Below are 14107 nucleotides of genomic sequence, written 5' to 3' on the forward strand. Positions count from 1 at the left end.
TCTGATCACCACTTCCCACGCGGGATCCCGTTTAACCGCAGAGACACCGTGCCCCTCGTTCCGGAACACGGCGAGGCCGCAGCCTCGCCGAAATCACGATAACGATTGGAAGAAACCAGAAAGTTGGGTTTGGGTGAGAAAGACAGCCTGTCATTCCGTGAGGGGCATACATCATAGTAGCCGATCGCAACCGCCCATAGTGTGTCATTCGGGCGATACGGACCGCCCTGCGAGACGCTCCGCATGGGTACCGAGTCTTCGAGATACGAACTCGGTAAAGAGCCTTACACGCTTCGTCTTGCGTGCCTCTCCCTGCGTGAGAAACCAGAGCGTTCCGTGTCCGTGCAACCTGGTGCCGGGGACTCTCGCCAGCAGGGGGTCGGCATCGCCGACGAAACAAGGCAGTTTCGTCATCCCGATTCCGTGCCGCGCTGCGACGATCTGCGCCTCAGCGTCCGGTGTCCGGAACGGAGCCCCCGTGGTACGAACCTCGCCTTCGTGAGCCCAGCCCGGGAGTCCATCATTGTTGATGACGATCCAGCGCATGGGACCTGGCACGCCTGCACGCCATGCGGTGAGGCGATCGCGAGACATGTAGATGCCACTCGACAATTCGGGGCCTGGCAGGCCGTGAAGGTTGGGCGGCAGTGTTTCGCGGTCCTGCACGATACGGATGGCGACGTCGGCTTCCCGGTTCGTCAAATTTGCGATCGCACCGGTTGGCAGGATTTCCATTTCGATATCGGGATGCATCCGTGCGAAATCAGCAAAATCTGGCATGAGCAGATGTGTCGCGAGGAACGGAGGCAGCGTTACGCGCAAAAGCCCGCGCACGCTCTGGTCGCGACCGAAAATACGCGTCTCGAGCTGGTGCGACGACGCTTCCATCTGGTTGGCGAACTCTAGAACCTCCTCGCCCGCTGCCGTCAGGCGATAACCCGCAGGCAGTTTTTCGAACATCTGTGTCCCGAGCTGCTTTTCAAGCTGAGCGATCCGCCGCAGCACGGTTGAATGGTTCACCCCCAGATGTCCGGCAGCAGTCCGCACCGAGCCGCCTCGCGCGACAGCGAGGAAGTAACGAACATCATCCCAATCGATCATGGTGCACTCCGGCACCGCATGGTGCGCCTTCCAAAGCTCATATCCGCCACAACGTGCGCCATGACGAGCCGCCGTTATAGCGTATAGCAACCAATTTTCCTCGGCTTTCAAACGACCAGCAATGATCATCCGATCGATTTCCATTGTCCGTCCGGATCGATTTCGCACCACCGATATGCGCGATTCCGCACTCAACGCCTGCCCTTGGCCGGCCCATGTTGAGACCGTCGGGAACTTCCCCGAACGATCAAAGATGAAGCCTGAAGGGAAAAGTTATGGGAAAGCTTGAGGGCAAGGTTGCCGTCATCACAGGTGGATCGAGCGGCATGGCGCTGGCGAGCGCCCGGCGGTTCGTTGAAGAAGGCGCCTATGTCTTCATCACCGGCCGACGACAGGAGACGCTGGACGAGGCCGTCAAGCTCATTGGCCGGAACGTGACCGGCGTACGCGGTGACGCGGCCAACCTCGACGACCTCGACCGTCTGTTCGACACGGTTAAGCGGGAAAAAGGTAAGATAGACGTCCTGTATGCAAGCGCCGGCACGGGCGAAGCCCTCCCGCTGGGCGAGATTACCGAGCAGCACTTCGATACAACCTTCAACCTGAATGCGCGTGGCACGCTGTTCACGGTTCAGAAGGCGTTACCGCTGTTCAACGATGGCGGGTCGATCTTCATGACCGGCTCAGTGGCCTCGATCAAAGGTTTCCCCGGTTACAGCGTGTATGCAGCGAGCAAGGCGACACTGCACGCCTTCGCACGCGGATGGCTCAACGAACTAAAGGGCCGGAACATCCGGGTGAACGTGCTGCACCCGGGGCCGATCGCCACACCGATGCAGGATCAGGTTCTCACCCCGGAAGCGAAGCAGATGTTCGAATCCCTGATTCCGCGAGGAACGATGGGGCGTCCCGAGGAAATTGCGGCGGCCGCGCTGTTTCTTGCTTCGGACGATTCCAGTTTCGTGAACGGGGTGGAACTGTCTGTCGATGGCGGTTTCTCAGCCATCTGAGCACGCACCGGATCGCGACAAATAGCTGATCTGGGGGGCTGAAATGTCCATCGTGAACAGCGTTCCACACTGAACATTTCGTCCGCCAGCATCATCAATTTCAACACGGACTGGAAAATGACATGAGCTACGCGATTATTGGTTTTGGCAAGATTGGCCAGGCCCTCGCCCACGCCTTCGCCCGCAAGAACATCGACGTGACCGTCGCGAGCCGTCGGCCGCCCGAGGCGTTGGAGCCACAGGCCCGGGCAATTGGACCCACGGTCGTCGCGAGGTCGCTGCAGAAGGCGCTCGAGGCTGACACGATCATGCTGGCGGTCCCGTTTGAGCAACATCGTGAAGTTGCGAAGATCCTGCCGAGTTGGAAAGACAAGACGGTCATCGACGCAATGAATTCGCAGGCTCCTCTTGTGGAGATGGACGGACTCCTATCCTCCGCCTTCGCCGCAAAGGCATTCATCGGCGCACGGTTTGTAAAAGCGTTCAATCACCTGATTGCTGCCACCCTGGCCACCGACCCGGTCGTCGAAGGCGGGCACCGGGTCGTCTTTCTGTCGAGCGACGCCGAGGATGCGACCGCACCCGTCGCGGCGTTAGCCAGGCAACTCGGATTTGCACCCGTCAAGCTGGGAAAACTCGACGAGGGTGGCGCGCTGGTGCATGCACGCGGCCACGTTTGGGGACCGTTTATTTTTCAGGATTTGTTCAAGAAGGAGACATGAGGGCGCGCGGGCCGGGCCTCGCCCTCTATTCGGCCCGCAGATGAAACTGTGTGATTTCGGCTGGCACGCCCAGTCGAAGCGCAAAGCCGGGCCATAGGCCGGTCCCGTTACTGACATACAGCGTCATGCCGCCCACCTGGTAGCGCCCGGAGACAAAGCCGTTATTGCCACGCGCGACGAGCCGGTCGAGGCCACGGATCATCCCGCCATGCGTATGACCCGAGAGCTGAAGCACGACCCCACGCGCCGCCGCGGCCCGGGCGTCGCCAGGCTGATGATCGAGCAGCACGACCGGTGCATGTGTCGGCGCGCCTGCCAGCGCGGCGTCGAAATCCGGCTCCACCTCACCGTGTCGACGCGCCGAGCGATCCGTTACACCCGCGATCACCAGATGAGCAGTTTCGCGCGTTATAACCTTGTGCTGGTTTTCCAGCATATCGAAACCCAGTGCCGACAGGTGCCGTATCCAGGCAGCGTAATCGAAGAAATATTCATGGTTGCCCGGAGCCGCCAGTACGCCATCGGGTGCGTGCAGGGCTGCGAGCGGTGCGACGTCGGCACGGCGCATCTCTACCGACCCGTCGATGAAATCCCCCGTCACGACAATCAGATCGGCGCTCGCCGCGTTTGCCCGCTCCACGACACGAGCGGTCCACTTTGCAGAGAAGAGCCGCGTGATATGCAGATCGCTCAACTGGATCAGCCGGTATCCGTCGAACTGCGCGGACAAACCGCGTATAGCGACGGTCACGTCCCTGACATGCGGCACCCGCAGCGCGTTGGCGACGCCAATGGCGGCGAGCAGCCCGGCCAGTGCACCCACGACAACCCGGGCCGGCGTGCCGATAAAAACCGGTTGCCACTCGACCAGCGCGATCACCAGCGCGCCGAGATCAAGCGCGAGTTGCAGCAGCGTAAGAAACAGAATCGTCCCGACTGCCCAATTGAACAGAATGATGAGCGGTCGCGGAAATTCAGGCGCGAACACCGAGCCTGAAGAGAGCCTGCTCCAGAACTGGTATTGTGACGCCACGATGACGAAGACGGACGCCAGAAGTTTCACAGCGATCGGAAGAGGGAGTGGCCACAACCAGTTCAGAATTACGATCGACAGGAGCAGGCCGAAAACGATAACGCGCACCAGTATGGATATCCTCATGGATAGGTGGGCCCGACGGCAAGTGTTGGCCGTCGGCGCCGGGTCAATCTGCAAGCTTGCCCTTATCGAAGCGCTGTTCGCGCGAATGCGTCAGGCGAAGCGTTCGCCGACCATCTCCTCGCTTTTTGTCCACAGGGCTTCGGCGTGTGCCGGATCAAGAGCGTAGGCGCGTACGCCCGCGTTGACCAGACTGATCGGCTGGTCGTTCGGCACGACATCGCTGACGTGGCAATCCTCGCAGTAATGAGCGCCTACCGCACCGGCTTCAGCCACGACACCGGCCCAGACCGAGGTTGCAGCCCCCTGCGGGATGCTCTTGAACTGGAACGGCTTCTGGCCCTCGGCAGCGGCCTGTTCGTTGATCTGGCTTACCATGGCTTCGATCTCGCCAGGCGCCATGTGCCGCACCAGTTCCGTCATGATTCCACCGGGGTGAACCGCTGTCGCCCGCACGCCCCGTGCGCGATGCCGCGCATCGAAGGCAACGGCGAAGAGAATATTGGCGGTCTTGGAACGTCCATAGGCCACGAACGGCACGTACGGCGTGTGCTCGAAATTCGGATCGTCGAGATCGACATCGGCGAAGCGATGTCCGGCCGAGGACACATTGACCAGTCGCGCGCCGTCGTGCAGTAGTCCGGCAATTCGGTTGACCAGAACGAAATGTCCCAGATGGTTGGTGCCGAACTGCGTCTCGAACCCGTCCTTCGTATGCCCGAATGGTGTCGCCATCACGCCCGCGTTGGCGATGACCAGGTCGAAGGGCGTGCCTTGCGCATTCAGACGGTCGGCGCAGGCACGCACACTTGCCAGATCCGCAAGGTCGAGCGCGGTGAGTTCGAATGCTCCGCCTCCTTGCGACGCGGCCACGCGAACCTGATCGGTTGCGCGTTCCGCTTTTGCAAGATCGCGCGCCGCGCCCACGACATGCGCGCCATGACCTGCCAGTGCCCGGGCCGTTTCAATACCCAGTCCGGCGGAAACGCCGGTCACGAGAACGCGCTTGCCTTTCAGGGATACGCCGGAGAGAACATCGTCGGTCGTCGAGGTCGCGTCAAAGATCTGAGTCATGAGTAGAACTCCCTTGGAACGGTGCGGGCACTTCTTGCCGAAATGGCAACATTGGCTTTATGTGGAGCATCGCTCCGTTTGATATATACGGAGGAGTACTCCGTTTAACAAGAGAGTGACCGGTGACCGACGTGAAAAAGCCTCGCCGTCGACCGCGCAGCGACGGTCAGCGCAATAGGGAACATCTCCTGGCAGTGGCCAAAGCCGCGTTTACGATGGGTGAAGTCGACATCGCTTTGGATGACGTCGCACGCCGCGCGGGCGTGGGGATTGGCACGCTCTATCGTCATTTTCCCAGCCGCGACGCTCTCATCGAGGCGGTTTATCGCGTTGAACTGGACCGCCTTGCCGAAGCGGCTCCTGTTTTGGCTGCGCAACATCCTCCAGTGGAGGCGCTTCGCGCATGGATGCGACTGTTCGTGGATTACATCGCTGCCAAGCAGGTCATAGCCCCGGCACTCAACGGATTGGTGAGCGGCACGGGAGCCCTCTATGCGCAATCGGGCGATATTCTCAAAGCCGCAGCCAACGACCTGGTGTCGACTGCCGTCGCTGCGGGAGACCTACGCGACGATATTGAACCGCTGGATCTGCTGAGGGCGCTGGCGGGCGTGTCGAATTTCGCGGCTGGTCCCGGCTGGGAAAGTAGTGCAAAACGCTTGGTCGATATCCTCATCGCGGGCTCGCGAACATCGGTTTCCTAGATCGCCCGCGTCGAGACTCTGCCTGCTTCGCGACAGCGCCAAAGTTCTTAGGTGGTGTGTCGAATACTACATAAATCCGGGAAATTATGGTTGTGCGTCCGTTACGCCGTCTAAAGGTCCTTTATGCTGTCTGGAGCACGCCGAAACGGCTCCAGCCGGTACGCTAGATAGAGACGGTGCATCCGTCGCAATTCGTCAGGCGCGCCAGGTGTCGTGGGCGCGTCCTGCGCGAGCATGCCACGCAACACTTTCATACTGTTTAGAACGACCGCAGCAATATCTCTCGCCAATACCTCCTCCAACCCGGGCGCACAGACACGCAACGCTGCCGCAATTCCGGCTATGGCATGTCCTCGTGCACGATCACGGATCTCCATCCTGTCAGTCCGTGCCTCCATCAGAGCGGACAGGGATTTCACACGAGGATGAAGCGTGACAAGCAGTTCGATCAGGACGTCCGCCAGAGCATCCGGGGATAGCGTAGCGGCACGTTTGGCGAGTGCCTCGTATTCGTCTTCCAGAATGGCGATATGCCGTTGCACCAAAGCGTCCGCCACCGCCTCTTTGTTTGGAAAGAAACGATAGAGCGAGCCGATTTTTGCTCCGGCGCGCACGGCGATCTCCGCCATGGTCGTCGCCTCGTACCCTCGTTCCGCCATGAGGTCGGACGCGGCCTCCAGTAATTCCTCGACGCGCTGACGCCCAGCCGCGCGCAGCGGTTGAAGAGATGTCCGTTTACCCCTTGACGAATTTGAGTCTATCCTCAAATAATGCTCCTGCTTGAGTACCTACTCAACTTACTAACGTTTCCGCGCGTTCCGGACAACAGTTCGGGACGACGGTCAAACGTCAACAGCGAAGGTCTTGCCATGATTTCACTCCCAGCCAGCAGGACGGCCCTCGTCCTGATCGATCTCCAGAAGGGCATTACGGGGCTTCCCCTGGCTCCGACATCGGGTGCGGCGATTGTTGAGAGATCGAAAGAGCTCGCAACGCGTTTCCGGGCTGCTGGGGCTCCGGTCGTTCTGGTTAATGTAGCGTTTGCGCCAGATTTCGCCGATGCCGTGCATGCGGTCGTCGATCGCTCCTTTTCACCGCCTGGCGGCTTCGCACCAGACTGGACAGAACTGGTCGAGGGGCTTGCCGAACCGACCGATCTGCGCATCACGAAACGGCAATGGGGTGCCTTCTACGGCACGGATCTCGATCTCCAGTTACGGCGACGTGGTATCACGACCATCGTGCTCGGCGGAATCGCCACCAATCTGGGTGTGGAATCTACCGCCAGAGCGGCGCATGAGCATGGATACAACGTCGTGCTCGTCGAGGATGTCATGTCCACATTCACCGAAGACATGCAGCGCTTTGCCTGTGAGGAGATTTTTCCGCGCCTTGGCCGTGTGACGACGAGCGAGGCGATCGCGCTGGATGCGTAAGTCCATGGCGGATGTCTGCGCGTCTCGCGGTTCCCAGCGAGATCATTCATGAACGCCAGAACGTCGTCACCAGCCTCAGGCCCGGATCAACTGCCTCCGGGCACCTGGAAAATCGTGAGCGTTGCGGCGATCGGATCTTTCATGGCGCAACTGGACGCCACGATCGTCAATGTGTCGCTACCAGATCTTGTCACGACCCTGCACGCGCCATTTTCTCTCATACAGTGGGTGGTCAGCGGTTATCTGCTGGCGCTCGCCCTGACGCTGCCGCTGAATGGATGGCTCGTAAGCCGCCTCGGGGGGCGAGCGGTCTATTTATGGTGCTTCGGTGCCTTCACGCTGACATCAGGTCTGTGCGCGCTGGCGTGGTCAGCGCCGTCGCTGATCGTATTCCGTCTGCTGCAAGGCATGGCGGGCGGTCTGCTCGCACCCATGGCGCAGATGACGGTTGCCCGGGTGGCGGGCCGACAGATGCCGAGGGTTGCGAGCGCAATGACGGCACCTGTTCTGCTCGCGCCGCTTCTTGGACCCGTCGTCGCCGGTGCCATTCTCTCCGTCGCGTCTTGGCGCTGGATCTTTCTTCTCAATGTGCCGGTCGGGCTTGCGGCTTTTGCCCTTGCTGTTCTGTTTCTCCCGGACGACAGGCATGACGAGCGCCCTCGGCCGCTTGACCTGGTAGGGCTCGGATTTCTTGCGCCCGCTCTCGTCTCGTTTCTCTACGGCATGGATCATGTCGCCCGGCCTTATGGACAGGCGACCTTAGGCGCGTCCCTCGTACTGTTCGTCCTGTATGTCCGATCCGCGCGACGCAAGGGCGATGACGCGCTGATCGACCTGCGCCTGCTGCGTACGCCTGCCTTTTCGGTATCGGCGATCATCATGTTTCTGACGAACGGGGTGTCGTTCGCTGGTCAGATGCTGCTACCCGTATGGCTGATCCACGCCTGCGGTGTCTCGCCCGAGCGGACGGGCCTGTTCATGGCACCCCTGGGTCTAGGGATGATGTGCGTCTATCCGCTCATTGGCCGTCTGAGTGACCGGTTTGACGCGCGCGATCTGACCGGTTGCGGGGTTCTTATCTCGTTGGTCGGAACAGTGATTTTGGTGGTGCTTGCCTATAGCGGTCTGAACGTTGCCCTGCTGAGCATAGCATTGTTGCTGCGTGGCGGCGGCGGGGGTGCCGTCGGCATTCCGGCGATGAGCGCGGGATACGCTTCGATCGCCCGCGCGGATATCCCGATGGCGACAACTGCGCTGAACATCATGCAAAGGATCGGAGGGCCGACATTGATTACAGCGTGCGCCACATTCCTTGGGTGGCGGCTTGCGACAGTCGCTCCGTCTCATGTCGCGTCAGAGGCTTATGCCGAGACATTTGGATTGCTCGCTTTATTTCATGGCGCTCTATTGCTCGCCACGCGCTTCATCAACCAATCAGAAAACAACCGGCAGGCAGGACAACCTTCGACCTGATTGTATTTTGAGTGCTTACGTGAAAATGCAACTCAGGCAAGTTCTGGAAAATTTTTCTGCTTTGAGGGCGACAGCCGACATGACAATGAAGGACGCGGGACAGAGATCGTCCCTGCGTCGCAAAGCCAGACTGGCAACTCGCGCCGACCTGGTTCATTGTTTACGTAATGAATCCGTTTCGTTCGCCCGATAACGACCATCCCCTGTCGCATGCCCTCATCCTGAAGGCCGCACTGCTGACGATCGGCTATATTGAGAAACACGGCCCGATCGGCCTCACGCCCAGCAAGGCGCTGAAACGCTATTTTGTCGCGTGGGCCGCCGAGGCATTTGACTGGCCCGGCTATACGGTCGAAGACCTCTATGCCGTCAACAAAGTTCTCAATGAACACGATTTTCCGCCGCTGGTGATCCTGCATGAGGTTCTGCTCAGTGCGAAGCTCGCAAGGCATTTCAAGGGAACCCTGCGACTGACCGACCTGGCGAGAAAGCTCAGATCGGAGCCAGCCCGGCTCTGGATGCTGTTGACGACCCATCTTCTCTTTGTCATCGACCACAGCCCTTATACCCGAAGCGATGAACCACTGTTCGGCAACTGGGATATCTTTCTCAACGTCATCAATATCGAAGCTCAGGTTGCCGTCACCGAAGAGCGGCTGTGTTCGGTTCTCTACGGGGGCGAGGAAGAAGATATCCGTCGCCGGGATTTCAAGCTGACCGCCAGTCTTTACGTCCATGTCCTGCGACCGCTGTGCTGGGCAGGACTGCTCAACGAGCACCGAACAGGCACCGGCTTCAGCAGACGGGATTTCTATACCAAAACGCCCTTATGGCCAGCAGCCCTTAGCCTTGAAACGGATCGACACCTGCACCCGGCGACCCGTCACTGACTCCAACCGGCCACCAACCCGGGTGTACGTTGCAACGGCTGTGCCCGGATACAGTCTCGTCCAATACAAAAGGCGGCTCCCGAAGATCGGAAGCCGCCCATGATATTCATCGACAGATCTCACTCGGCTGCGACCGTCTCATGACTATCGATCATACGCGCCGCCCCTTCCTCCCTTTCAGTTCGCTCCGGCACGTTCGCCGTCCGCAGAGCCTCGGGCAGCCAGCCGGCGCCCTCAAGCAGCCTTTCGGCCGCCTGCGCCATGTCGTTCTTTTTCAGATGTGCGATACGCTCGGCTGCCTCAGTTCCCCGCGCCTCGCGTACGGCTTCGAGAATACGGGCCTTGGTGACACGGCCCAGATAGTTCTCCACCGTTGGCTGCCAGCCCGCTTCGACCAGATCAAGCGTAAGCGCAGTGGCGAGACGGTCGGCTCGCGCCAGCCGTTCCCTGACGCTGCGTGCCAAAGACGGGCCATGGGACGATTCATGCAACGCGTTGATCCCGAAAGACAGGCAATGCGCCAGCAGGGCCAGACGGCTGGTGTCATCCAGTCCGTCGATCCAGCGCCACAACGCGTCCTCATCCTCCGGCAGATCGTGCTTCCAACCCTCGTTGCGCTGGCGCAGCGCATGAGCCGGCAGACTGCCCGGCATGTCGGGGGAATGAACCGGAAGGGAAATTTCCCGAACATAGGCTTCCAGGCAGTCCGCGCCCGAGACCTGCCAGTAGATATCGCGCACCAGTGTATGCAGGAATTCGGTCAGCGCGATGTGGGGATTGCCGGCAAACGCATCCCGCAGCGCCAGCGTGCGCCAGGCTGTCAGTTCGGTCAGCAGGCGGTCGGAAAGCGGCTTCAGGCCGTCTTCCTCCTCGGGCTCGATGTCGGGTGCGCCTTCCCTCCCATTCCCTTCGGCATCGTCGCCATCGCCGCGATGGTCAATGGCTTCGTCATATCCGTCTGATTCGTCGTGATCGACTTCAGGTTCGACCGGCATATCTTCCGGCCGGACGAAGCCCCGCTCGACCAGCAGCGTGCCGTCGGTGTCCAGGCTGACGAAGGCCCCTGCCCGCACTTTGTCTGTCGGCTCGAAGGAAACGGAGCGTTCTTCCAGCGCCTCAATGGCCTGTTCGATCTCGCCAAGGCGCGCGTCGATTTCTTCCGGGAATTCATCGGCCTGCGCGTATTCCGCCTCAATGGCTTCCTGCTCGCTGTGCAGCCCGATCAGACGCGCGGCATCTTCTTCCGAGAGCACCACCGGCACACCGTCGATCTCCGCTAAGTGCCGTGTATGACCCCAGGGAAAGGACAGCGCCGTCTCGACCCATTTCCAGCCTTCGGCACGGACCTGTTCGGCAGCTTCCTGCAACTTCTCCATCACCAGCCGGTCGAGCAGGGTCGGATCCTGCAGCCAGCCGCCATCGTCTGCCTCGAACAGGTCACGCATGACGGCACCGCCGGCGACAAGATAGACGTTCAGCCCGACAAAGCGTACCCGGCGATCCGACGCCCGCACGGTCTTCTCCGTCAGCATGCGGCGGATCAGATAGGGCTCGCGATTGTGGCTCTGGGCAATAATCTCCCAGACCTGTTCCTGACGGGTGTGGTCATCGCTGATGGAAAACGCCATCAACTGGTCGAGCTTCATGCCATCCTGCTCGTAAATATCGAGCAGTTTGTCCGATACGGTCATCAGGCGCAGTCGCTGCTTCACCACGGCCGGCACGACGAAAAACGCGGCCGCGATCTCTTCTTCGGACATGCCCTTCTCCAGCATGTCACGAAAGGCGCGAAACTGGTCCAGCGGATGCAGGGCCACGCGCTGGACGTTCTCCGCCAGGGAATCATCCTCGGCGAGAATGGCCGATCCGGCCTCGCGCAGGACGCAGGGCACCGGGGCGGTCTTCGCCAGTTTCTTCTGCTTCACCAGCAGTTCAAGGGCGCGGAAGCGTCGACCGCCGGCGGGCACCTCAAAGGTACCGGTCTCGACACCGGCATCGTCAAGAATGGGCCGGACGTTCAGGCTCTGGAGCAGCCCACGACGTTCGATATCGGCGGCCAGTTCCTCAATCGACAGGCCAGCCTTCACGCGCCGCACGTTGGACTGCGACAGCACCAGCTTGTTGAAGGGGATATCACGGGACGCATTGAGGGCGATTTTCTGGATGGCGCTCGCCATGGCAGAACACTCCGTGACGGACGGGCGGAAGCCTCTCTCCCACCCCTAATCCGTCACGAAAAACCCCACGTCCCTCTTCCTCTCTCCTGGCCCAACAGACACCAGATCACATCCACGGAACCGCGTAGATACGGCTTTACGGAACGCAAACCCGTATCAACCAACCTGCGAGTCGACGCTCACCGCGATAAATTACGACTATTATAGTCGTTCCATCACCATCTTGTGATGATGCCGACCACGATAGCCGCGAATGTTCGTGACTATCCCGAAGCCCTCTTCGGACGATCCATCTCCTTGTTTCCGTGTATTTTTCTGTTCGCGCATCTCCCGTTCGATCTCCACAGTGCGTTCAGAACCACCCACGGGTCCATGCAGAAAGGACGGGAAGATGGCACGCCAACGCGATACGATAGCGGGCAAGGTGCGGCTCATTCTCGACGCCCCGGACGCCAACGTGACACCATTACGCAGTGGAGCCGATCCTCGGCTGGTCAGTCTGGTCCGGCTTCTGGCCCGTCAGGCCGCACGGGATTTCGTCAACGCTGAAGTGGAGGCCGCGAGGCGACGCGATCTCCAGGAATAGGGAGATAGGATTGTGAAGGTCGCGCTCTACGCCCGCTACTCATCCGACAACCAGCGCGACGCGTCGATCGAGGACCAGCTTCGGCTGTGCCGGCTCCATGCCGAGAAGCAGGGCTGGACGATCGTCGATAGCTACACGGATCGTGCCATCTCCGGTGCGTCCCTGCTCCGCCCCGGCATTCAGGAACTGATCCAGGACGCCACGCGCGGTCGCTTCACGATCATCGTGGCCGAAGCCATGGACCGGCTGTCGCGCGACCAGGAAGATATCGCCGGCCTGTTCAAACGGATGACGTTCGCCGGCGTACGGATCATCACCCTCTCCGAGGGCGACGTCACCCACCTGCACATCGGCCTCAAGGGCACCATGAATGCCCTGTTCCTCAAGGATCTGGCCGAGAAGGTGCGCCGTGGCCTGCGCGGACGCGTCGAGGACGGCAAGTCCGGCGGTGGCAACTCTTATGGTTATGATGTCGTGCGCCAGTTCGATGCGAAAGGCGAGCGCATCCGGGGCGACCGGACCATCAACGAGGAAGAGGCCCGTACGGTCAGACGGATCTTCACCGATTACACGCGGGGCAAGTCGTCGCGCACGATCGCCATGGAACTGAACCGGGACGGCGTTCCGGGTCCACAGGGTCACGAATGGGGACCATCCACCATTCACGGCAATCGGGAACGTGGCACCGGCATCCTCAACAACGAGATGTATGTCGGACGCCTGGTCTGGAACCGGCTGCGCTATCTCAAGGATCCTGATAGCGGCAAGCGCGTCTCCCGTCTCAATCCTAAATCCGAATGGGTCATCCAGGAGGTGCCGGAACTGCGGATCATCGAGCAGGATCTATGGGATGCCGTGAAGGCGCGCCAGGCCGAAACAACCTTCAGCCAGCCGGCACGGGGCAACGAAGCCCTCAATCACCGGCGCCGTCCTCGCCACCTCTTTGCCGGGCTCATCCGCTGCGGCTGCTGTGGCGGCGGGTACAGCATGATCTCGAAGGATCTGCTCGGCTGCTCGACAGCACGCAACAAGGGCACCTGCGATAACCGGCTCAACATCCGTCGGGATGCGCTTGAAGCATCGGTCCTCAGTGGGCTGCGCACGCATCTGATGGAACCGGACCTGTTCAGGGAGTTCTGCAACGAGTTCACCCGCGAGGTGAACCGACTGCGCATGGAACTTGGTGCCGATCTCGCAGCAATGCGGAACGAACTGCCTCGCATTGATCGCGAACTGGACAAGGCGATTCAGGCCATCCTCGACGGCGTTCCGGGTGCGAAGCTCAAGGATAAGATCGGCGCGCTCGAAGCTCGCAAGATCGAACTCACAGAACGTCTGGCCAACGCGGAGGAGCCGCCTCCCCTTCTCCATCCGAACATGGCGGAGATCTACCAGCAGCGGATCGCGTCTCTTTATGAGAGCCTTCAGGCCGAAGAGACGAAGACGGAGGCGGCCGAGCGTCTGCGCACGCTCGTCTCGCAGATCACGCTCCAACCGGCCGACGGCGAACTGACGATCATCCTGCGCGGCGATCTGGCAGCGATCCTGCAGTTCGCGGCACACAAGAAAAACGCCACAGTCCATCCGGACAGTGGCGTTCTTGATGCGTTCGTATCGCAAGTATCGTTGGTTGCGGGGAACCGCACACTACGATCCCGGCGAAATGTGGCGAATGGTCATTCGCAAGCGTCGTTGGTTGCGGGGGCAGGATTTGAACCTGCGGCCTTCAGGTTATGAGCCTGACGAGCTACCGGGCTGCTCCACCCCGCGTTGGGTGA

General features: G+C 60.6%; 13 protein-coding genes and 1 tRNA gene. 8 read left to right on the plus strand and 6 right to left on the minus strand.

The genetic code is table 11. The features are described from left to right. Nucleotides 1-204 precede the first annotated feature (204 nt). Nucleotides 205-1101, minus strand: coding sequence for a LysR family transcriptional regulator (locus tag J2D73_RS15205; protein ID WP_207882613.1), 897 nt, complete (start codon nt 1099-1101; stop codon nt 205-207). Between the two features lie 275 nt (nt 1102-1376). Between J2D73_RS15205 and J2D73_RS15210 the strand changes: the two genes are divergently transcribed. Together J2D73_RS15210 and J2D73_RS15215 are read left to right on the plus strand one after the other, a co-directional pair. Further along, a complete protein-coding gene (locus J2D73_RS15210; protein ID WP_207882615.1) occupies nt 1377-2111 on the plus strand; it encodes an SDR family NAD(P)-dependent oxidoreductase in 735 nt (244 codons plus the stop codon). Nucleotides 2112-2221: 110 nt separating this feature from the next. Continuing rightward, nucleotides 2222-2833, plus strand: coding sequence for an NADPH-dependent F420 reductase (locus J2D73_RS15215; RefSeq protein WP_341535102.1), 612 nt, complete (start codon nt 2222-2224; stop codon nt 2831-2833). Between the two features lie 25 nt (nt 2834-2858). On the opposite strand, the gene J2D73_RS15220 is transcribed toward J2D73_RS15215, so the two are convergent. Next, nucleotides 2859-3974, minus strand: a complete 1116-nt coding sequence (locus J2D73_RS15220; protein ID WP_207882619.1) for a metallophosphoesterase — start codon at nt 3972-3974, stop codon at nt 2859-2861. Nucleotides 3975-4082: 108 nt separating this feature from the next. After that, complete coding sequence (locus tag J2D73_RS15225) at nt 4083-5063, minus strand: SDR family NAD(P)-dependent oxidoreductase (RefSeq protein ID WP_207882621.1); 981 nt, start codon at nt 5061-5063, stop codon at nt 4083-4085. A 122-nt stretch (nt 5064-5185) separates the two neighbouring features. Between J2D73_RS15225 and J2D73_RS15230 the strand changes: the two genes are divergently transcribed. Continuing rightward, complete coding sequence (locus tag J2D73_RS15230; protein ID WP_207882623.1) at nt 5186-5767, plus strand: SbtR family transcriptional regulator; 582 nt, start codon at nt 5186-5188, stop codon at nt 5765-5767. A 110-nt stretch (nt 5768-5877) separates the two neighbouring features. Here J2D73_RS15230 and J2D73_RS15235 read toward each other — a convergent pair whose 3' ends face one another. Next, nucleotides 5878-6528, minus strand: coding sequence for a TetR family transcriptional regulator (locus J2D73_RS15235; protein ID WP_207882646.1), 651 nt, complete (start codon nt 6526-6528; stop codon nt 5878-5880). 108 nt (nt 6529-6636) lie between these two features. On the opposite strand from J2D73_RS15235, the gene J2D73_RS15240 reads away from it, so the two are divergent. The 3 genes from J2D73_RS15240 to J2D73_RS15250 all read left to right on the plus strand — a co-directional run bounded on the left by J2D73_RS15240 (nt 6637) and on the right by J2D73_RS15250 (nt 9566). After that, nucleotides 6637-7203: a hydrolase gene (locus J2D73_RS15240; RefSeq protein ID WP_207882625.1), complete on the plus strand. Its 567-nt coding sequence runs from the start codon at nt 6637-6639 to the stop codon at nt 7201-7203. 48 nt (nt 7204-7251) lie between these two features. After that, the gene (locus J2D73_RS15245) at nt 7252-8676 is read left to right on the plus strand and encodes a DHA2 family efflux MFS transporter permease subunit (RefSeq protein WP_207882627.1); all 1425 of its coding nucleotides are present in this window, start codon (nt 7252-7254) and stop codon (nt 8674-8676) included. 167 nt (nt 8677-8843) lie between these two features. Further along, nucleotides 8844-9566 (plus strand): hypothetical protein, encoded by a 723-nt coding sequence (locus J2D73_RS15250; RefSeq protein WP_113596958.1) that lies wholly within the window; start codon nt 8844-8846, stop codon nt 9564-9566. 119 nt (nt 9567-9685) lie between these two features. Here the strand turns inward: J2D73_RS15250 and J2D73_RS15255 are convergent, their stop codons facing one another. Beyond that, complete coding sequence (locus J2D73_RS15255; RefSeq protein ID WP_207882629.1) at nt 9686-11743, minus strand: ParB/RepB/Spo0J family partition protein; 2058 nt, start codon at nt 11741-11743, stop codon at nt 9686-9688. 391 nt (nt 11744-12134) lie between these two features. Here J2D73_RS15255 and J2D73_RS15260 point away from each other — a divergent pair, with 391 nt between their 5' ends. After that, nucleotides 12135-12329 (plus strand): hypothetical protein, encoded by a 195-nt coding sequence (locus J2D73_RS15260; RefSeq protein ID WP_113596960.1) that lies wholly within the window; start codon nt 12135-12137, stop codon nt 12327-12329. A 12-nt stretch (nt 12330-12341) separates the two neighbouring features. Continuing rightward, entirely contained in the window at nt 12342-14066 is a 1725-nt protein-coding gene (locus J2D73_RS15265; RefSeq protein ID WP_207882648.1) for a recombinase family protein, read from the plus strand. Here J2D73_RS15265 and J2D73_RS15270 read toward each other — a convergent pair. Then, nucleotides 14023-14099 (minus strand) — tRNA-Met (locus tag J2D73_RS15270). The genes J2D73_RS15265 and J2D73_RS15270 overlap by 44 nt on opposite strands. Nucleotides 14100-14107 lie beyond the last annotated feature (8 nt).

The organism is Acetobacter sacchari, assembly GCF_017377715.1.
In the GTDB taxonomy this organism is placed as follows: Bacteria; Pseudomonadota; Alphaproteobacteria; order Acetobacterales; family Acetobacteraceae; genus Acetobacter; species Acetobacter sacchari.